Origin of the sequence: Halomonas sp. DP4Y7-1, assembly GCF_019800705.1 — a bacterium.
Classification (GTDB): domain Bacteria; phylum Pseudomonadota; class Gammaproteobacteria; order Pseudomonadales; family Halomonadaceae; genus Halomonas; species Halomonas litopenaei_A.
In genome coordinates this window covers 250819-271921 of the sequence record NZ_JAHVKS010000002.1, presented here as the reverse complement: position 1 = coordinate 271921, position 21103 = coordinate 250819, and the positions used below count along the sequence as shown (strand labels likewise).

12 protein-coding genes are annotated in these 21103 nt (G+C 63.2%); all 12 read left to right on the top strand.

Annotation, left to right across the window (positions count from 1 at the left end; translation table 11 throughout):
* Nucleotides 1-384 precede the first annotated feature (384 nt).
* The 12 genes from KUV72_RS04745 to KUV72_RS04690 all read left to right on the top strand — a co-directional run bounded on the left by KUV72_RS04745 (nucleotide 385) and on the right by KUV72_RS04690 (nucleotide 21097).
* Complete coding sequence (locus tag KUV72_RS04745; protein ID WP_222237611.1) at nucleotides 385-1398, top strand: dipeptidase; 1014 nt, start codon at nucleotides 385-387, stop codon at nucleotides 1396-1398.
* 109 nt (nucleotides 1399-1507) lie between these two features.
* Nucleotides 1508-2050, top strand: coding sequence for a 4-vinyl reductase (locus KUV72_RS04740; RefSeq protein ID WP_222162736.1), 543 nt, complete (start codon nucleotides 1508-1510; stop codon nucleotides 2048-2050).
* A gap of 142 nt (nucleotides 2051-2192) precedes the next feature.
* Entirely contained in the window at nucleotides 2193-4280 is a 2088-nt protein-coding gene (gene dgcA, locus KUV72_RS04735; protein WP_222237610.1) for an NADH:flavin oxidoreductase, read from the top strand.
* Nucleotides 4281-4429: 149 nt separating this feature from the next.
* Nucleotides 4430-6514: a DUF3483 domain-containing protein gene (locus KUV72_RS04730; RefSeq protein ID WP_222237609.1), complete on the top strand. Its 2085-nt coding sequence runs from the start codon at nucleotides 4430-4432 to the stop codon at nucleotides 6512-6514.
* Nucleotides 6511-8022, top strand: a complete 1512-nt coding sequence (locus KUV72_RS04725) for an electron transfer flavoprotein subunit alpha/FixB family protein (RefSeq protein ID WP_222237608.1) — start codon at nucleotides 6511-6513, stop codon at nucleotides 8020-8022. The genes KUV72_RS04730 and KUV72_RS04725 overlap by 4 nt, the downstream gene beginning before the upstream one ends.
* Nucleotides 8012-8917 carry an electron transfer flavoprotein subunit beta gene (locus KUV72_RS04720; RefSeq protein ID WP_222237607.1) on the top strand — a complete coding sequence of 302 codons (906 nt, stop codon included), beginning with the start codon at nucleotides 8012-8014 and terminating at the stop codon, nucleotides 8915-8917. Before KUV72_RS04725 ends, KUV72_RS04720 begins: the two co-directional genes overlap by 11 nt.
* 60 nt (nucleotides 8918-8977) lie before the next feature.
* Nucleotides 8978-10723: an NADH-ubiquinone oxidoreductase-F iron-sulfur binding region domain-containing protein gene (locus tag KUV72_RS04715; RefSeq protein WP_222237606.1), complete on the top strand. Its 1746-nt coding sequence runs from the start codon at nucleotides 8978-8980 to the stop codon at nucleotides 10721-10723.
* Entirely contained in the window at nucleotides 10720-13707 is a 2988-nt protein-coding gene (gene fdhF / locus KUV72_RS04710) for a formate dehydrogenase subunit alpha (protein WP_222237605.1), read from the top strand. Before KUV72_RS04715 ends, fdhF begins: the two co-directional genes overlap by 4 nt.
* 135 nt (nucleotides 13708-13842) lie before the next feature.
* Nucleotides 13843-14106: a hypothetical protein gene (locus KUV72_RS04705; RefSeq protein WP_206941298.1), complete on the top strand. Its 264-nt coding sequence runs from the start codon at nucleotides 13843-13845 to the stop codon at nucleotides 14104-14106.
* 77 nt (nucleotides 14107-14183) lie between these two features.
* Entirely contained in the window at nucleotides 14184-15443 is a 1260-nt protein-coding gene (locus tag KUV72_RS04700) for a sugar diacid recognition domain-containing protein (protein ID WP_222237604.1), read from the top strand.
* A 265-nt stretch (nucleotides 15444-15708) separates the two neighbouring features.
* Entirely contained in the window at nucleotides 15709-17070 is a 1362-nt protein-coding gene (locus tag KUV72_RS04695) for a GntP family permease (protein WP_222162745.1), read from the top strand.
* A 478-nt stretch (nucleotides 17071-17548) separates the two neighbouring features.
* Nucleotides 17549-21097, top strand: coding sequence for an EAL domain-containing protein (locus tag KUV72_RS04690; protein ID WP_222237603.1), 3549 nt, complete (start codon nucleotides 17549-17551; stop codon nucleotides 21095-21097).
* Nucleotides 21098-21103 lie beyond the last annotated feature (6 nt).

Here is a 21103-nt window from a genome sequence, read left to right as displayed (position 1 = left end):
GGGAATCACTGGCGTGAGGGCATCACTGGCGTTAGGGCATCACTGGCGATAGGGAATCTCTGGCGTGAGGGAAGCACGGAGTGCCTGGCCGAATGGCGTCAGCGCTCTGCTCAAGACCTCTTCTCAAGACCTCTTCTCAATGCCTATTCTCAGTCCCTCTCCTTGCGTCCTTCCCGACAGCCATGCTGAACCCGCCAGATAATCCTTCCTGCACAGCCCCTGGCGCCATGCGTCGGGGGCTGTTGTCGTTATCGGAATGACGTGACGCTTTTGGAATTCTTGCCGTCGCAATCAGGCGTCGTGGCCGCTTCCGGCAGCGCTATCCTGCCTCCATGACGCCGGCTCGAGTCCGGTCCATTCGTCCACCGGGCAAGGGCTATCGCGATGAATTCCCCCCTGACGCAATCCGACACTCGTTCCATTGACGCTCGTTCGCTGCACCGCGAAGCCACGGTCATCGATGGCCTGATTATTGCCAAGTGGCAGCGAGAGCTGCTCGAGGACATGCGACGAGGCGGCCTGACGGCGGCCAACTGTACGGTCTCGGTGTGGGAAGGATTCCAGGCGACCGTGGACAATATCGTGGCGACCCGGACCTTGATGGAGCAATGCAGCGATCTGGTGCGCCCGGTACGTACCACCGCCGATATTCGCAAGGCCAAGCAGGAGGACCGCACGGGCATCATCTTCGGTTTTCAGAATGCCCACGCCTTCGAGGACCAGATCGGCTACGTCGAGGTCTTCAAGCAGCTCGGCGTCGGTATCGTCCAGCTTTGCTACAACACCCAGAACCTGGTCGGAACCGGCTGCTACGAGCGGGACGGCGGACTGTCCGGCTTTGGGCACGAAATCGTCGCCGAGATGAATCGCGTCGGGGTCATGTGCGACCTGTCCCACGTCGGGGCCAACACCTCCCGCGAAGTCATCGAAGCCTCGAACAAGCCGGTGTGTTATTCCCACTGTCTGCCGTCGGGCCTCAAGGAGCACCCGCGCAACAAGTCCGATGAAGAGCTGCGTTTCATCGCCGACCACGGCGGCTTTGTCGGTGTCACCATGTTCACGCCGTTTCTGCGGGCGGGAGTGAATGCCACCGTCGATGACTACGTCGAAGCCATTCTCTACGTAATGAACATCGTGGGTGAAGATGCCATCGGCATCGGCACCGACTTTACCCAGGGGCAGGATCAGGCCTTCTTCGAGTGGCTGACCCACGACAAGGGGTACGCCCGTCGTCTGACCTCCTTCGGCGAGATCATCAATCCCAAGGGGATTCGCACCATCGGCGAGTTCGGCAACCTTACCGAGGCGCTGCTGCGCCATGGGTTGAGCGAGACCCAGGTGCGCAAGGTCATGGGCGAGAACTGGGTGCGGGTACTGGCAGATGTCTGGGGAGAGTAGACCTCCCCGCCCCATCGTCACTGCGGACGACAACGACAACTAACACCACAACGAAAACCACAATGACAGCTACAAGACCACACCACTGACCGCTGCCGAGGACTTTACCGTGACGACCATCGCTCCCGAGCTGCCTATCGAGGTAGACGCCGATACCGGGGTCTGGACCACCGACGCCCTGCCGATGCTCTACGTGCCGCGCCACTTTTTTATCAACAACCACATCGCGGTGGAACAGGCCCTGGGGGTCGAGGTCTATGCCGACATCCTGTACCACGCCGGCTACAAGAGCGCCTGGCACTGGTGCGAGAAGGAAGCCGAGCTGCATGGGTTGAGCGGTGAGGCGGTCTTTCAGCATTACATGAGTCGCCTGTCCCAGCGTGGTTGGGGACGCTTTGTCACTGAAGCCATAGCGCTGACCGAAGGCAGCGCCACGGTGCGTCTGGAGCACAGCGCCTTTGTGTTGCAGCTGGGCAAGACCGGAACTCGGGTCGACTACATGTTCACCGGCTGGTTTGCCGGCGCCATGGACCAGATTCTGGCAGCGTCGGGATCCCCCCTGCGCACCCGTGCCGAACAGACCCAGAGCGCCGCCGAACCGGGTTGCGACGTCGGTCGTTTCGAGGTGAGGCCAGAGCCTCGTCGAGACTGACCGAGCGGGGCGCACGGCGGGCCCGCTCCTGCCGCGAAACCCGCTGATTGGCATCACGCCACATCTCCCACAGAACGCACAGGCAAGGTGTCCATCGGGTACGCCACCCCTGTCGTCCTCGTTCAGGCAGAGGAGCCTTCTCATGGCCTTCGACGCGATCTTTCAGCCGATCACCATCGGCCGCCAGACCATTCGTAATCGGGTGGTCAGCACTGCCCACGCCGAGGTCTATGCGACCGAGGGTGGGATGACCACCGAGCGCTATGTGCGCTACTACGAAGAGAAGGCGAAAGGGGGCTGCGGCCTGTGTATCTGCGGCGGATCTTCTGTCGTTTCGATCGATAGCCCACAGGCCTGGTGGAGCTCGGTCAACCTGTCCACTGACCGGATCATTCCGCACTTCCAGAACCTGGCCGAGGCGGTCCATCGCCACGGCGGCAAGATCATGATCCAGATCACGCACATGGGGCGCCGCTCCCGCTGGGATGGCCATCACTGGCCCACCCTTGTGTCGCCTTCGGGCATCCGCGAACCGGTCCATCGCTCCACCTGCAAGACCATCGAGGAGGAGGAAATCTGGCGCATCATCGGTGACTTCGCTCAGGCGGCGCGGCGGGCCAAGCAGGGCGGCCTCGATGGTGTCGAACTGTCCGCCGTGCACCAGCACCTGATCGACCAGTTCTGGAGTCCCAGGGTCAACAAGCGTGAGGACGAATGGGGGGGGAGCTTTGAAGGGCGCATGCGGTTCGGTCTCGAGGTGCTGAAGGCCGTGCGCGCCGAGGTCGGCGACGACTTCGTGGTGGGCATGCGCATCTGCGGCGACGAGTTTCATCCCGACGGTCTCACCCACGATGACATGAAGGCCATCGCCGCCTTCTATGACGCCACGGGCCAGGTGGACTTCTTTGGCGTGGTGGGGTCTGGCTGTGATACCCACAACTCCTTGGCCAATGTTATCCCCAACATGTCCTATCCACCGGAGCCGTTCCTGCACCTGGCGGCGGGCATCAAGGAAGTGGTAAGCGTGCCCGTCATACACGCCCAGAACATCAAGGACCCGACCCAGGCCAATCGCATTCTCGAGGGTGGGTATGTGGACATGGTGGGCATGACCCGAGCACACATTGCCGACCCCCACCTGATCGCCAAGATCAAGATGGGAGCGGTGGACCAGATACGCCAGTGCGTCGGGGCCAACTACTGCATCGATCGTCAGTACCAGGGGCTCGATGTGCTGTGCATCCAGAATGCCGCGACCTCGCGGGAATACATGGGATTGCCGCACATCATCACGCCGAGCGAGGGACCGACACGGCGCGCGGTCGTGGTGGGAGGAGGCCCCGGAGGCATGGAGTCCGCCAGGGTACTGGCCGAGCGCGGTCATCAGGTGACCCTGTTTGAAGCCTCCGACAGCCTCGGTGGCCAGATCACCCTTGCCGCCAAGGCACCTGCGCGGGATCAGATCGCTGGCATCACTCGCTGGTATCAGCTCGAGCTGGCACGCCTCAAGGTCGACCTGCGTCTGGGAACCCGCGCCGACGTGGCCACCATCGAGGATCTGCGCCCGGACCTGGTGGTGCTGGCGACCGGGGGAAGACCGTTCCTCGACCAGTATCCGGCCTGGGGATTTTCCGCGGATGCCGAGGAATGCCTGATCGTCAGCACCTGGGACGTTCTGTCAGGCAAGGTGGGCCCGGGCAAGAATGTGCTGGTGTTCGACAGTATCTGCGAATTCGCCGGGGTGTCCGCGGCAGACTTCCTGGCCGACAAGGGGGCCAAGGTCGAGATCGTCACCGATGACATCAAGCCGGGGGCCGCCGTTGGGGGAACCACCTTTCCTACCTATTACCGCAGTCTCTATGAAAAGGAGGTCATCATGACGTCGGACATGATGCTCCATGAGGTGTACCGAGAGGGCAGCAACCTGATCGCGGTGCTGGAGAACGAGTACAGCGGTGTGCAGGAAGAGCGGGTAGTCGATCAGATCGTGGTGGAAAACGGGGTACGCCCCGACGAAACCCTGTACCTGGCGATGAAGGCCGCTTCCTTGAACCGTGGACAGGTGGATCTGGAGGCGCTGTATGCCGCCCAGCCCCAGCCGTGTCTGGCGGAGTTGGAGGCCGATGAGCACAAGGGTGGATACGCGCTGTTCCGGCTGGGGGATGGGGTCGCCCCGCGCAACGTGCATGCCGCCATCTATGATGCGCTCCGCCTGTGCAAGGACGTGTAGGCGGCACCTCGGCAGAGGCCGTCCCTGTCTCTGTCGCTATGTCGCTGCCTCTCTGGCGCTTCCCTTCCTCAGCGTCTTTCTTCGCCGCCCTTCATCACCGCCTTTCTTCACCACCGCTTTTCTTCACCACATTGTTCAGGAGGCCACCCATGTCCGCGACGCTTTTTTACGGTTCCCTGACGGGGCTGGTGCTTGCTGCTCTGCTGCTGGCGCTGGTGGGGGCTGCCAGGCGCTTTTTGCTGTGGCGCCGTGGTCGTCCGTCGCCAGTGGCATGGCTCGGGGGACTTGCTGCCATGCCCCGTCGCTACCTGGTGGACCTGCATCATGTGGTGGCGCGAGACAAGGCGTTTGCTCATACCCATGTGGCTACCGCAGGCGGGTTTGTCGCTGCTGCAGGCTTATTGCTGCTGGTGACCCTGGCGCCCCTGCCCGAGGGTGGAGAGACGTTACTGACAGGGCTGATGCTGGTGATGAGTCTGGTCATGCTGGGCGGTGCCCGGCGGGTGGCCAGGCGCCGTCGACGTCCGCCGTCGCGGCTATCCCGCGGCCCCTGGCAGCGACTGCCAAGGAGTCTGACGGCATTTGCCGCCAGCGTGGCAGGCCTGTCTCTGATCATGCTGATGGTCACTTGGCTGCCTGCGGCGTGGCTCACGGGGGTGCTCGGCGGGACGCTGGCGCTGGTGCTGCTGGCTGGGCTGGCGCTGGGGCTTGGCGAGATGTTTCTCGGCATGACCTGGGGCGGTCCGATGAAACATGCCTTTGCCGGCGCACTGCACCTGGCGTGGCATCGGCGTGCCGAACGCTTCTCGACCCGGCAGAGCGATCGCGACGGTGTATCGCCGCGGTCGACGGGGCTAAAGCCGCTTGATCTTGACGACCCTGATGCTCCGCTCGGGGTGGAAACGTCGGAGGACTTCACCTGGAATCAGCGTCTGGGCTTCGATGCCTGCGTGCAATGCGGTCGCTGCGAGGCAGTGTGTCCGGCGTTCGCGGCGGGACAGCCACTCAACCCCAAGAAACTGATCCAGGACATGGTGCTTGGCATGACCGGCGGCAGCGACGCAGGCTTTCATGGCTCGCCCTATCCGGGCAAGCCGCTTGGTGAGCACCGTGGCCAGCCTGGCGGCCCGATGGTCGTGACCTCAGGCGGGGCGCTGGTCGATGCGGACACGCTGTGGTCCTGTACGACCTGCCGGGCCTGCGTGGAGGAGTGCCCAATGATGATCGAGCACGTCGATGCCATCGTCGACATGCGCCGCCATTTGACCCTGGAACATGGCGCCACGCCGGGCAAGGGGGCGGCGGTGCTCGACAACCTGATCGCGACGGACAATCCCGGGGGCTTCGCGCCGGACTCGCGGATGCACTGGGCGGCAGACCTGAGCTTGCCGCTGATGCGTGAACTGGGCCAGGTGGACGTTCTGCTGTGGCTCGGTGATGGAGCCTTCGATATGCGTAACCAGCGTACCTTGCGAGCCTTGGTGAAGATCCTGCGGGCGTCCCAGGTGGACTTTGCGGTGCTGGGGGATGAAGAACGTGACAGCGGCGATGTGGCGCGACGGCTCGGCGATGAGGCCACCTTTCAACGCCTGGCCAGGGACAATGTGGCAACGCTGTCGCGCTATGGCTTCCAGACCATCGTCACCTGTGACCCGCACAGCTTTCACGTTCTTGGCAACGAATACGCAGCCTTTGGCGGCCACTATTGCGTGCGTCATCACAGCACCTTCCTGGATGAGCTGTTGCAGCAGGGAAGGCTCAAGATAGCGCCACGCCCGCGGTCCCGTGTGACCTACCATGATCCTTGCTACCTGGGGCGCTACAACGGTGAGTTCGATGCGCCGAGGCGGGTGCTGGCTGCCCTGGGTATCGAGCTGACCGAGATGGCGCGCTCTGGCTTTCGCTCACGCTGTTGCGGAGGAGGAGGGGGTGCCCCGGTCACCGATATCCCTGGTGAACGGCGGATTCCCGACATGCGCATGGCCGACGTGGCCGAGGTAGAGGCCGATGTGGTAGCGGTAGGCTGTCCCCAGTGCACGGCGATGCTGGAGGGGGTGGTGGATCGCCAGGCGGAGGTTCGGGACATCGCCGAACTGGTGGCTGAGGCCTTGGTGTTAGAGGAATCGGTTTTCGAGGAATCGGTTTCCGAGGCATCGTCGACCGCCACAGGTGCTCGGCGGCGGCCGCGCCAGACGGGGCATCCTGGTCGACTCGTCGAGGAGGCAAGCCAATGAGTGATGTTCATTCGACGTCCCAGCATCAGCAACACGATGTTCGCCGCCGCCGAGATCCCAGGCTGGAAGGGATTGCTCGCAATCGACGTCACCCGGAGCATCTCGCCGTGCTGGCGGCCCTCGGTCAAGGCGGTGAGGGCCAGGCATTCTGGATGGGGCCCAACGGACGCATGCGCCGCAATCCCCACCTTGTCGGCGTCATGGGGCCCAACGGACGGCGGCGGATTGATCGCAGTGGTGCTCTGGTCGGCGCCGCCGGACCACAACAGGGTCGAACAGCAACGCAGCGAGATCAGCGTCGCGACGTGGTGGTGGCCGATCCCGCGGGGGTCATTGCCGTGGTGCCGGATCTCGCCTCAGGTCGGTTGAGCGAACACGACCGCGACGTGTTTGGCCTGGCCCGACGACTGGCTGATGAGAGGGCTGATGACAGGGCCGATGACAGGGCCGATGACAGGGCTGACATCGACGGCAGCTCGCTTGCCGTGACGGCGCTGTTGTTGCTGCCATCGCCGTCGGCAACCCTCGAAAGCGCCCTGCACGATGCGCTGGCCGAGGCCGGAGCAGATCGGGTCATCGTGCTGCCAGTAGCGCCGGGATATTCCCCTGAGGATCGCCTTGCAGCCTGTCTGGCGGCGGACCGGGCGCTGTCACCGCGGCACTGGCTGTTCCCGGACGCTACCCTGGAGGGCGGAGACCTGGGCCGCCGCCTGGCGGTACGTCTGGGCGAGCGGCCTGCCTGCGGGCTGTGGCGCGTGGAGCCGGATGACGCCAGTGACAGCGGCTGGTCCTGCCTATGCCGCTCGGGCTCGGGCCGCCAGGACCTGGCGCGTCCGCTGCCGCGTGTGGTGGTGGCTGCCGCACAATGCGCGGAGCCGGTGACGGCGACCCGGCACGAAGCCCGTGAATGGCCGCTGTCGCGAACGTCCTGCGATCACCCGGAGGCACCGCTGCCGATGCAAGATCTCGGTGCCGTGGCGGTGGATCCAGCGGCGATCGCCCTGGCTGAGGCACCCTTTATTCTTGCGGGTGGAAACGGCGTCGGTGACTGGGACGGCTTCCATCATGCGGCCAGGGTGCTAGGGGCCAGCGAAGGCGCCTCGCGGGTCGCGGTGGATGAAGGGCACATGCCGCGAGAGCGTCAGGTGGGCGCCACGGGTACCTTCGTCAGTGCCCGCGTCTATCTGGCCGTCGGCATCAGCGGTGCGATTCAACATCTGCAGGGAATTCAGCGCTGCGAGAAGGTGATCGCCATCAACTCTGATGGCGGTTGCGACATGGTCAAGCGTGCGGACCTCTCGGTGATCGGTGACGGCGATGCGATCCTGGCCGAGTTGGCCTCCCTGGTCGAACCCTCCTTGGTCGAACCCTCCTTGGTCGAACAAAGGGACAGCCGGCAGCAGCTGGGGGAGGGACCAGAGGCATCGTCGCCGACAGACCCTACCGAGAGCCCCGACATGTCTTCGCTTCTTTCCGACCGTATCAAGGAGAGCCGCCATGTCGCTTGAACCGCGAGCCCCGGCAGCTGTAGAGCCGGCGTCGATATGCCTGGACGTGCTGCTGTCGCTGGGCCGTCATGGTCTGACCCAGCGCCCTCGACGGGCCGATCTGGACGCGCGTGCGCTGGAGATGGCGCTGACCTTCCAGCACAAGGGCAAGCCTGGCAATACCACCCTGTCCTGTTGGCACGCTGGCCCGGCGGAACAGGATACCGAAACAGCACTGCGCGCCTATCTGGGCATGGGGCTACCTTCCATTCGCTGGATGCATATGGCGGCAGCAGGGGATGCCCTTGCACCATTGCATGAGGCGTTGCGGGCACCCGTCGACGCCGACGCACGACTGGTGCTGTGTGGCATGCACGCCGAGCAGGGGGAGGGCAGTGGTCTGTTGCCGATCGCCCTGGCCGAGCGTCTGGACTGGCGCTGGGTGCCAGGGGTGGTCGCGATCGAGACCATCGAGCCCCTATCGTCCGGCGCGGCCCAGGCCGTCGTGCTGCAGGCCCTGCCAAGGGGGCAGCGTCGGCGCATCGCGGTCAGGCTCCCGGCCATTCTCGGGGTCGAGGCAGCGGCACCAGCGCCTCGCCAGAGCGCTTTCGGCCCGGCCCGGCGAGGGCAGCTGCTGCAGCTCGACAGCGGTGCAGAGCCGCCGATAGACCCCGCCGGCGCGACCTGGCCCTTCATGCCTGCCACGCCAAGGCCGAAGCGGCTGAAGATCGTCACCTCGGCCAATGCGCGCGAACGGTTCAAGGCAGCAGCGGCAAAGGCAGAGTCGGGCAGCGGGCGGGTACTCGAACAGGTGTCCGCCACAGAGGGCGCGATGGCGATTCTTGACTTTCTTGATGCCGAAGGTGTGGTTAGTCGCGCAGCTGTCACTAATGCGCGACAAGGTAATGGACGCTGAGAGCCGCTGGTGCCAGCATGTCACCAGGTGACCTTAACGCCACATAAATAGAGTCAAACAATGACCGCAGAAACCGTGACCGCCAGTCCTGCCAGGCGAACCCGCAAGACGCTCAAGGGGCGCCAGACCACTCCCTCGGTGCTGGAAGCACTGCGCCATCTGCTTGGGGACGAGCGTCAGCAACCCCTGCTGCGCCAGCGACAGCTGTTGATCGAGCACCTCCACGCGATTCAGGATGCCAACGGCTATCTTGCGCTGGAGTGGCTGAGAGCGCTGGCCAGCTACATGTCGCTGCCCATGGCGGCCGTGTATGAAACAGCCACCTTCTATGCCCACTTCGACGTGGTGCACGACGATGAGCCAGCGCCTGCTGCCTTGACCGTTCGAGTGTGCGACTCGCTTTCCTGTCAGTTGGCGGGCTCACAGCGGCTCGCTGATGCACTGGCGGACGGCCTGGATCCCGCACAGGTGCGCGTGACCCGCGCTCCCTGCATGGGTCGCTGCGATCAGTCCCCGGTAGTGGAAGTAGGGCATCATCATCTGGGGCATGCCAGCGTGGAAGCGGTGGAGGTGTTGCTGGATACCGGGCGTACCCACCCTGAGGCGGTGGTGTGGCAGACCCTGGCCAGCTACCAGCAGGAAGGGGGCTACGAGCTGCTCAAGGGATGCCAGGCGGGGCAGGTTGATTTCGAGGACCTGGCCACGCTGCTTGAGCGCTCAGGCCTGCGCGGACTGGGGGGTGCCGGTTTCCCGACCCACCGCAAGTGGCGCACCGTGCGCGAACAGCCCGGACCTCGCTGGTGTGCCGTCAATGCCGATGAAGGCGAGCCCGGCACCTTCAAGGATCGCTACTACCTGGAGCGAGCCCCGCACCAGATGCTGGAAGGCGCCCTGGTAGCCTGCTGGGCGGTTCAGGCGGAAGGTGTCTATATCTATCTGCGCGACGAGTACCCGGGGGCGCATCGGGTGCTGCGCGAGGCCATCGCTGAACTCGAGGACCAGGGGTTGATCAACCCTGGGCAGGTGATACTGCGCCGAGGGGCCGGTGCCTACATCTGTGGCGAAGAGTCGGCCATGATCGAATCCCTGGAAGGCAAGCCCGGCAAGCCGCGCCACCGTCCGCCGCTGGTCGCCCAGCAGGGCTTGTTCGGTCGACCGACCCTGGTCAACAACGTCGAAACGCTCTACTGGATACCGGTGCTGTGGCGTGAAGGGGCGGCGCTGTACGCGCGGGAAGGACGACGCCAGCGCAGCGGACTAAGGAGCTTCTCGCTGTCAGGACGGGTGCGTCGTCCCGGCGTCTATCTGGCTCCCGCCGGGATCAGTCTGAACGAACTGATCGAGGAATTCGGCGGCGGCATGGCTGACGGTCACCGGCTGGCCGGCTACCTGCCAGGGGGCGCTTCAGGCGGCATCCTGCCCGCGTCCAAGGCGGACCTTCCCCTGGACTTCGATACCCTTCAGGCAGAAGGCTGCTTTATCGGCTCTGCGGCGATCATCGTGCTGTCCGATCAGGATGACCTGCGCGCCGTCGCCGTGAACCTGCTGGCGTTTTTCGCCGATGAGTCCTGCGGCCAGTGCACGCCCTGTCGGGTAGGCAGCGAGAAGATGCTGAGCCTGCTGGAGCGCAAGCACTGGGTGGTGGAAGACCTGCAACGTCTTTCGCGCATCATGCAGGACGCCTCCATCTGCGGGCTCGGGCAGGCTGCCCCCAATCCCGTGCTGAGCTTGCTGCGGCATTTCCGCGATGACCTCGCCCGCCATGACATCATTGTCAGCGACGCTGCGGAAGGAGCCACATCATGACCAAGGTCACCAAGACAGCGGATGCTTCTACTGCCAGCGACGAGGCCCTGCCAGAGGCCTTTCTGCTGACGCTGGACGGCGCCGAAGTGAGCGCCTACCCAGGCGAGACTGTCTGGCAGGTGGCCAAGCGCGCCGGTGAGACGATCCCCCATCTGTGTTTCAAGGAGGCCCCCGGCTACCGCGCTGATGGCAATTGCCGTGCCTGCATGGTGGAAATTGAAGGTGAGCGAGTACTCGCTGCCAGCTGCCTGCGCGAGGCACGCCCAGGCATGGTGGTAAAGAGCCTCACCTCGGAGCGTTCCCGCCTGGCGCGGGAAGGGGTGCTGGAGCTGCTGCTCAGCGATCAGCCCGCCCAGGAAGACAGCCCTGATCGCGCGAGTCAGCTGTGGAAAATGGCCGAGCGGCTGGCGGTGGATGCTACCCAGGCGCGGGCGCGCTATCCGCGCAGGCGCCGCGATGTGGTGCAACACGCCCCTGACTATCGCCTCCCCGGTGAGCACTTACCGACCCCGCCTGGCCGATGCGATGGGGCCGAAGGGCGGCACCTTGTCTCACCTCCCACATCACCGATGACGCCAGCTAAAGGGGCGGCGGGTCACGATGCCAGTCATCCGGCCATGACCGTCAATCTGGATGCCTGCATTACCTGCAACCTGTGTGTTCGGGCGTGTCGAGAAGTGCAGGTCAACGACGTCATTGGCATGGCCCATCGTGGGGCTGCCAGCAAGGTCGTGTTCGACCTTGACGACGCCATGGGCGACAGCAGCTGCGTGGGGTGCGGTGAGTGTGTCCAGGCGTGCCCTACCGGTGCCCTGATGCCCGCGACCATGGTCGACGACCACGGCAGGGGCAGTCGTGCCAATGTCGATCGCCAGGTCGACTCGGTCTGCCCTTACTGTGGCGTTGGCTGTCAGCTGACCTACCACATCAAGGACGATGCCATCGCCTTTGTCGAGGGGCGTGACGGGCCGGCCAATCAGGGGCGGCTATGCGTGAAGGGGCGCTTCGGCTTTGATTATCCGCGTCACCCATCGCGCCTGACGCGCCCCTTGATACGCCGTGAGGGCGTGCCCAAGTGGCTGGACCCGGCGTTTGATCCCGCCAATCCGCTGACCCATTTTCGCGAAGCGTCCTGGGAAGAGGCGCTGGCCCTGGCGGCGGGTGGCCTGACGCAATTGAAGGCAAGCCACGGTCCGCGGGCGCTGGCGGGCTTCGGGAGCGCCAAGTGCTCCAATGAAGAGGCCTGGCTGTTCCAGAAGCTGGTGCGTCTTGGTTTCGGCAGCAACAATGTCGATCACTGCACGCGCCTGTGTCATGCAAGCTCCGTTGCGGCCCTGATGGAATGTATCGGTTCTGGTGCGGTAACGGCCTCCTTCATGCAGGCGCTGCAGGCGGATGTGGTGATCCTTACCGGCTGCAATCCAGCGGTCAATCATCCGGTGGCGGCCACCTTCTTCAAGCAGGCCGCCCAGCGCGGTACCCGGTTCATCATTATCGACCCCCGTGGTCAGGCCATGGGGGCGCATGCCCACCGGGTGCTGCGGTTTACCCCCGGTGCCGACGTTTCCCTGTTCAATGCCATGCTGCAGGTCATCATCGAGGAAGCGCTGTTTGACGAGGACTATATTCGCGACCATACCGAGGGCTTCGAGCGGCTGGCCAATGCCGTGCGAGGCCAGACACCGGAGTCGGTCGCGGACCTGTGCGGGGTTCCCGCCGAGGAGATACGGGCGGCGGCAAGGGAGTATGCCAGCGCCGAGCGGGCCATGATCTTCTGGGGCATGGGGATCTCCCAGCATACCCACGGCACCGACAATGCGCGCTGCCTGATTTCCCTGGCGCTGGCGTGTGGCCATACCGGGCGCCCTGGTACCGGTCTGCACCCCTTGCGTGGTCAGAATAATGTTCAGGGGGCTTCTGATGCGGGCATGATTCCCATGGTCCTGCCCGACTATCAGCCGGTCTCTGATGCTCAGGTACGGGCATCCTTCGAGGAATTGTGGGGCCTGGACAGCAGCGGCCTTGATCCCGAGCCGGGCCTCACCGTGGTCGAGATCATGGATGCCATTCACGCCGGTACTATTCGTGGCATGTACATCCTGGGCGAGAACCCGGCCATGTCCGACCCGGATCTGGCTCATGCCAGGGGAGCGCTGGCCCGCCTGGAGCACCTGGTCGTGCAGGACCTGTTCGTGACCGAGACCGCTCAGTTCGCCGACATCATCCTGCCGGCCTCGAGCTGGCCGGAAAAGGACGGCAGCGTGACCAACACCAATCGCCAGGTGCAGTTGGGGCGTCAGGCACTGCCTTTGCCAGGGGATGCCCGACCGGACTGGTGGATCATTCAGGAAATGGCGCGACGTTTCGGGCTCGACTGGCAGTATCAGCACCCCCGTGACGTCTTCGCCGAGATGCAGAAGGGCATGGCCTCGTTCGATAACATCAGCTGGGAGCGCCTCGAACAGCAAGGGGCGGTCACCTATCCCTGCTCGGCACCGGACGCCGAAGGTGCCGATGTGGTGTTCTCTGACGCCTTCCCTACGGCCACTGGCAAGGCAACGTTCTCTCCGGCGCTACCCATGCCCCCCGACGAGCCTGTCGATCATGACTACCCGACGGTGCTGTCCACCGGGCGTCAGCTCGAACACTGGCATACGGGGTCCATGACCCGACGAGCCAGTGTCCTTGATGAGCTCGAGCCCGAAGCGGTGGCCAGCCTGTCGGCGGGAGAGCTTGCACGCCTGGGCATGCAACCAGGTGAGCGGCTGACGATCTCCACCCGGCGGGGCGCCATCACCTTGGTGGCCCGGCTCGATGACGGTATGCCGGACGGCATGGTCTTCGTGCCTTTCTGCTATGTTGAAGCAGCGGTGAACCTGTTGACCAACCCGGCGCTGGACCCTTACGGCAAGATTCCGGAGTTCAAGTATGCAGCGTGTCGTCTGACCCGCGCCGAGCCTGTCGCTGATACCGTAGAGTCCTAGGGCCCTGTTGGGGCTGAGGGCTGAGGGCTGAGGGCTCGTACTGGGTCTGGACGGCGAGAGCGGGCCCTGTGCCGTTGCGATCCACTCCGGATGCCTCGCTTCCGTGGCCGAGCTGATGAAGAAGAGGGCGCGAACATGATGATTGCCGAGCTGGTGGATGGCCGTGATTTTCGAGATCGCCTGGTGGCTCTTGGGCTGAGATTGCCGGAAGACGCCTGTCCCGAGACCTGCGCCCGTATGGCGAGGCTCAAGGCCCGTGAAGGCGGCCTGCCCGGACTGGCTTCCCTGGTCACGGAGCTGCTGGGCCAGCGTGAGATCGTACTGCCATCCGTGTATCAGGCCATCCATGCCCACCTGATGGGCTTGAACGACGAAGGGGGACTGGTTGCCCCCCATTGAGCGTTCACACCTGGCTTGCAGCCCGCTAAAGCGCCGGAGAAGATGGAGGCTATTCGCCAACGGTGGCAGGTGGCCCCATGATTCTGAGCGCTGAGCTCGCACAGCAGATCATCGACAAGACCCAGGATATCCTCGATGCCAACATCAATGTGATGGATGCACGCGGGGTCATCATCGCCAGTGGCGATGCCGCCCGGCTGGGGACGCTGCATGATGGAGCTGTGCTGGCGTTGAAACGTGGCAGTGCGCTCGAAATCGGTGATGCCGACGTGGCGGCCTTCAAGGGCGCGCGCCCTGGCATCAACCTGTTGCTGGAGTGTGCCGGCAAAACGGTCGGTGTGCTGGGCATCACGGGCCAGCCGGAACGGGTCCGCCAGTCTGCGCGATTGGTCAAGGTCGCGGCCGAAATGCTGGTGGAGCAAGCCGATATGCTGGCGCGACTGGAATGGGCCAAGCGCCACCGCGAAGGGTTCATCCTTTCCTGGATCAACAATGAGCTTGCTCCCGACCAGTTGCTGGATTGGGCCGAGCGCCTAGGCATTGATGTGAGAGTGCCTCGGGTGGCGGTTTTGATTGAGCTGGATCGCGCTAGTCCCACGTCGCGCCTGACCGATATGCAGCGCTTGATGGAGCTGCTGGCCAGCCCTCAGCGGGATAACCTGGTGTCGCTGGTGTCGTCGCACCGTATCCTCGTCCTCAAGCCGCTTAGCTCCAAGCCTGTGGCAGGCCGGTCCTCGGCGGGTCAGCGCTCGAGGGGTGAGAGCTCGAGGGGTGAGAGCTCGACAGAGCAGCCACGGCCGATGATGAATCGGGGGCGCGGCAGGGCGTCCAGCGGCGCGGAGGGCATGGCAGATGAACAGCGGCGGATCAATGACCTGCTGGAGCGACTGCGGGGGCATGGCATCGACGATGTCAGGGTCGCCGTAGGGCGGGCCTTCGATGCCCCCCAGGACCTGCATCTGTCGGTGGAAAGTGCCCAGCAGGTGTTGCAGGTCGGCAAGCAGCACTACCCGCAGCGAACGACCTACTACTACGATGACCTTCACCTGCCGGTGCTGCTGTCGCCCTTGGCGGATGGGTGGCAAGGGCATGAGCTTCGCTCTGCGATTGACCTGATTCACCAGAGCGACAGCGGTGGGCGCTTGATCAAGACGCTGAACAGCCTGATCAAGCACCAGGGCAATCTGAGTCGCTGTGCCGACGCGCTGCATATACACCGCAATACCTTGCGCTATCGTCTCGATCGGATCCACGACATCACCGGTATCTCTCCTCACCGCTTCACCGGCCTGGTGGAGCTGTACCTCGGACTTCAGCTGTCCATCGATGATGAATAGTGGGTGATCCGCACAACCTGGGCGGTCAATTTTCAGCGGATTTTGTGCAAGATGACGGCGTTATCCGCGGCCGGATCAGGCATACTCCCACGGGGAAATGCTGGCCCACTGGGATCAGATCTTCCGTTGTCAGGCCTCAGGCCCCTCAGCTCCGCAGGTCCCGGGCCCTCAGGGAGCAGGACACCTCGTGAGTCGCGGGATGTGAGCGTTTGCCACGTCCGCTGGCGGTGTCTTCCATTCATCCACATAGAGAGACAAAGACGCCATGAGTCTGGTTGTCATCCTGCTGCTGGTGATTGCGTTCATCGTGATCGCGACCAGCAAGTTAAAGGTTCACCCTTTTCTGGCGCTGTTGGCGTCGGCCTTTATCGCGGCCTTTGCCTACGGGCTGCCACTCGATTCGGTGGTCAGTACGATCACATCGGGCTTTGGCGGCATCCTTGGCTATATCGGCCTGGTCATTGTGTTGGGCACCATCATCGGCATCATTCTGGAAAAGAGTGGGGCCGCGATCACCATGGCGGATGTGATCATCGCCAAGCTCGGGGATCGTTTTCCGACGCTGACCATGTCGATTATCGGCTATATCGTCTCGGTTCCAGTCTTCTGTGACTCCGGATTCGTGATTCTGAACTCGCTGAAAGAGTCCCTGGCCCGCAAGTTGACGACATCGCCCATTGCCATGAGTGTCGCTTTGGCAACAGGGCTTTATGCCACGCATACCTTCGTGCCGCCGACTCCCGGTCCGATTGCTGCCGCGGGCAACCTTGGGCTCGAGGCGAATTTGGGCCTGGTGATTGGTGTGGGGGTCTTCGTCGCCGCGGTTGCCGCCTTGGCTGGCACCTTGTGGGCGCGTCGCTTCCGTCATACCGAGCCGGACGTGGCCAATCCGGCCCTCGAGGACGGCGACCACCATCAGGATTGGGAGGCGCTGCGTGCCAGCTACGGCCGTCTGCCCAGCCCGATGGCGGCGTTTGCTCCGATCTTTATCCCGATCCTGCTGATCTGCATCGGTTCGGTGGCGCGCCTGCCGGCGGCTCCTTTCGGTGAGGGTGATGTGCTGACCGTGCTCAGCTTCCTGGGACAGCCGTTGACCGCCCTGGTCATCGGTTTGTTGCTGTCCACGATGCTGCTCAAGAGTGAGAGCAAGATCGAAGAGTTTAGCCAGCGTATCGGTGAAGGTATTGTCGCTGCCGCGCCAATTCTGCTGATCACCGGTGCCGGCGGTGCCTTCGGTGCGGTGCTTAAGGCGACGGCGCTGGGTGAATACCTTGGGCAGACGCTTTCCGCACTGGGGGTTGGCATCTTCATGCCCTTTATCGTGTCTGCGGCGCTCAAGTCTGCCCAAGGTTCTTCTACCGTGGCGCTGGTGACAACGTCTGCCCTGGTGGCCCCGATGCTGGGAGATCTCGGTCTCGAGAGTGACATGGGCCGGGTGCTGACCGTCATGGCCATCGGCGCAGGGGCGATGACAGTATCCCATGCCAATGACAGTTTCTTCTGGGTAGTGTCTCAGTTCAGTCGGATGAGCGTGGGCTTGGCCTATCGCGCCCAGACCCTGGCAACCCTGGTGCAGGGGGTGACGGCGATGGCCTTGGTCTATCTGCTGTCACTGGTGATGCTCTAACTGTACGTCACGATGACCCGATACGGGGCAGGCCAATGGCCTGCCCTCTTTTTTTATCTGTTGTTTGTACCGATGGTGAGTACCTACTGTGTGTCTCTGCTGTTTTTACCTGCCTTTTTCGCCTGCATATGGCCTCTTGCAAGGCACTCGATGCTCCTGGCCACAGGACTGCCGGCTCACAGAAACGCTCCATGACCGCAGTGATAGGGCCTCACTGCCGTCAGGCGTTGTTCCCCCTAAGTAGGATGTGACTGTAAAGTTTGTAGCATTATTCTTACATGAGTTTACGATATTGTTACCAAGAGCGACGTCACCAACTTGTGCAGGATAGTTAGCAAAGGCAGAAATAACGATGGACTTTCCGACGCGCAAGCTATGTATCCGCTGAAGCAGGGGCGCCATGGCAGATAATGCTGGCGTTTGCAGGAAGCCAGCAGGCAGGATCGCCGGGAAAGTCAGCCGCGAGCGAGGTTGACGAATGATGGATCGGCATAAGGAAGAAGGAGCGGGATTGGCGACCACGCTGCTGGTGGTGGTGTTGCTGACGTTTGGTGGGCTGGTGGCTCTGCATGCGCTGATTGCGCCTCCATCCCCAGCCTTGTTCCTGTTCGAGCTGTTGACCTTCAGTCGCTCGGGGGCCCTGGCGTCGCTGCTGGCGACGGCTGGCATCATTGCGCTGATCCAGCAGCGTCACGTCATCAAGCGTGGAGCAGCGTTGCTGCTGCTTGGCTATGGTCTGTTCCAGGCGCTATGGCTGCTGGACCAGGCATGGGAACACCCGGGGCGCGTGACCGCCCAGCCGGGCATGTCCTCGCTGCTGCTGATGCTGCTGGCCGTTTCGGTGTGGCAGGACAGTCGGGAGACTGAGTCTTCGGATCGCTGGAAGCGATGGTTGCTGCAGTGCCTCGGCGGGATGAGTATTGCTTGCGGCAGCCTGACCCTGTTGATGATCATCGATGCCGAGGACGTGCCGCGCTGGCGGCAGCTATTGTTCGAGACGCGCCCCCTGGGGACTCTGATGATCATCATTTTCGGGGTGATCTTGCTGCTGCTGCCACGCCCTGATGTGATCAACTTCCGTGTTCTTGCTCCCCGTGCCGTGTGGGCTGGACTGATAGGCACCAGCCTCAGTCTGCTGGTGGCGTTTGGGGGATACCATCTTTATTCACGCAGTCTCAGTGACAATCTCGCCTCCCAGTTGGACATCCTCGGTAGTCGTATTGCGCAATGGCAAGAGCGCTACAGCGAAGGCTGGAGCGAATGGAGTATGCCGCTGACTCAGGCCGGCGGGTCACCTGAACCGACAGGGTCTTCAGGCCACGAAGAGATCGTCGACTATGTCTGGTGGCAGGATGGCAAGGTGTTGCGTCGCCTTGGCCCTGACACAGGCTCGGCCGACAGCCGACTGATGGAACTGCTCGACATGCCTCAGGTTCGCGATTGGCTCGCTCGCCGGCGTGATGAACCCATGCGCTGGTGGATACTCGCCGAGGGAGACGCCCTGCTGGAGGTCAATAGCTTTGGCAGCTTCGGCCCCAGGCTGGTGACGTTGGTGAGTATGGGGCCATGGCTCGATCGCATGAGTGAGGGGCTGGAAGCCAGAATGACGCTGATCGGCTGGAATGAAGGCATGCTGGTGGAGCATAGGCCCGGCGAGGTCTGGGTAGAGCACGGTCGTCTCGCTGGGCTGATGCGGGAGGACATTGCCATGTCGGGTGGCGGCACCTTGCGTATTCAGGCGTCGCTGCCGTTGAAACTGGTGGGCGTCCTGCTGCCGGCGATGCTGGCGGCATTGGGGTTGTTCGCGACTTACCAATTGATGGTGTGGATTTCCCTGGCCAAGATCCGCAGTCGTCAGGCCATGTCCCTGGCGGCAAGAGAGCAGGAGTTTCGCTCCCTGTTCGGGCTGAGCGCTGATCCCATGTTGCAGGTACGTCGCTCGGGACTGGTCACCGAGTTGAATGCATCGGCAGAGCGTGCCCTGAATCAGCAAGCATCGGTAGGCGCCGTCTCGGTGTCGGCAGGCTCATCGGAAACCACTGCCATCGGTCAGCCTTTTGGTGACATCGCCTGCCGGTTGATGAGCTGCGACACGCCACCGTCTGAGCTGCATGAGCATTTCGACGAGGTCATGTCCGGGCACCAGCAGTCGGTCAAGTTCGAGTGCTATACCAAGCACTCCTGCTTCCTGGTAAGGCTGCAGCAGATTCGGGTCGAGGGGGCCTGTGCAGGCCTGTTTGCGAGCTTCACCGACGTGACCCAGCGTCAGGTGGAGCAGGCCAGGCTCTCGATCATGGAACGCTGTCTGACCGAAAGCACCAATGGTGTGGTCATTTTCGATGCCATCGCCAGGGGCGGGCCGGTCATCTACGTCAATGCCGCGGTGTGTCGCATGCTGGGGGCGCGCAACGCTGACTTGATCGGCCTCAAGGCCAGTGAACTGGCGCGGCGTATGGGACTTGACCCGGTAACCGAAGGCGAAATCTGTCATTGGATGAAGACTCGGCAGGCCGGCTCCGTCACGGTGCTGGCAACGCAGGACGTGGGGGCTTGCCGCTGGTATGACATGACCCTGTCTCCGGTACACGCCAGTCGTGAGGGTGTCAGCCACTTCATCGGCATTGTCGACGATGTCACTCAGCGCAAGGCCCAGGAGGAGATGCTGGCCCATCAGGCCACCCACGATGCCTTGACCGGTCTGCCCAACCGACTGCTGCTGTCAGACCGTCTGGAGCATGATGTGGCGCTTGCGCAGAGGCATGAGAAGGGGCTGGCCGTGCTGTTCCTGGATCTGGATGCATTCAAGCCGATCAACGACGGTCTGGGCCATGAAACCGGTGATCGCGTGCTGGTACAGGTCGCCAAGCGGCTGGGGCGAGGACAGCGCCGCTCAGACACCCTGGCACGACTCGGTGGCGATGAATTCGTCATGGTGCTGGTGGACATTGGTGGGCGAGAGGAAGCGGTGGTGGTGGCCGAACGGCTGCTTGAGCAGTTGCATGAGCCTTTCCGCGTGGATGGCCACCAGCTGCATATCTCCGCGAGTATCGGGATTGCGATGCTGGACAGTGAGTCGGCGGTGAGCTCTCAGCGGTTGATCCAGCAGGCGGATCTGGCCATGTACCAGGCCAAGCAGCGAGGACGAAACCAGTGCCAGCTGTTCTCGCGCACGCTGGAGGGAGCCTCCGGTCGACATGTCATGCTGCGCAATGCACTGCGGGTGGCGCTGGACCAGCAGCGGTTGCAGGTCTTTTACCAGCCCCAGGTGGACGGTGCTGGACGTGTCACGGGACTTGAGGCTCTGGCGCGCTGGTGCCATCCGGACCTGGGCTGGGTATCGCCTGCCGAGTTCATTCCTCTGGCGGAAGAAACCGGCCAGATCATCGAGCTGGGCCGCTGGATTCTGCGTAGAGCCTGTCAGGACGCCAAGCGATTGTTACAGCTTGGTTTATCGCCGGGTAGGGTGGCGGTCAATCTGTCGCCACTGGAATTCCACCGTGAGGACTTCCTGTCCAGTGTGTGCCAGGCGTTGGATGACATTCAGCTGCCATCGGACTGGCTGGAGCTGGAAATCACCGAAGGCATGCTGCTGGAAGACAAGCCGGGTGTGGCCAAGACCCTGGAAAAATTGTCCCGCCGCGGCGTGACGGCTGCGATCGATGACTTTGGTACCGGCTATTCCAGCTTTGACTACTTGAAGTCGCTGCCCATCGACAAGATCAAGATTGACCGTGGGTTCGTCGCTCACTGTCTCGATAGCGAGCCAGACCTTGCCGTGTGCAGGAGCGTTATCTCACTGGCCCGAGAGCTGGACCTGGAAGTGTTGGCCGAGGGCGTGGAGACCGCGCGACACTGCTACACCTTGAAGCAGTTGGGTTGCGCCACATTCCAAGGCTATCTGTTCTCGCGACCGGTGCCGTTTCGTGAGCTTGATGCGCTGTTGCGCCGTGAACATCTGACGCCACCAACGGCCGCCGAGAGTGGCGAGGTTATCCCGCTGGTGGCGACGGACAACAGACGGCCCTAGTCAGGC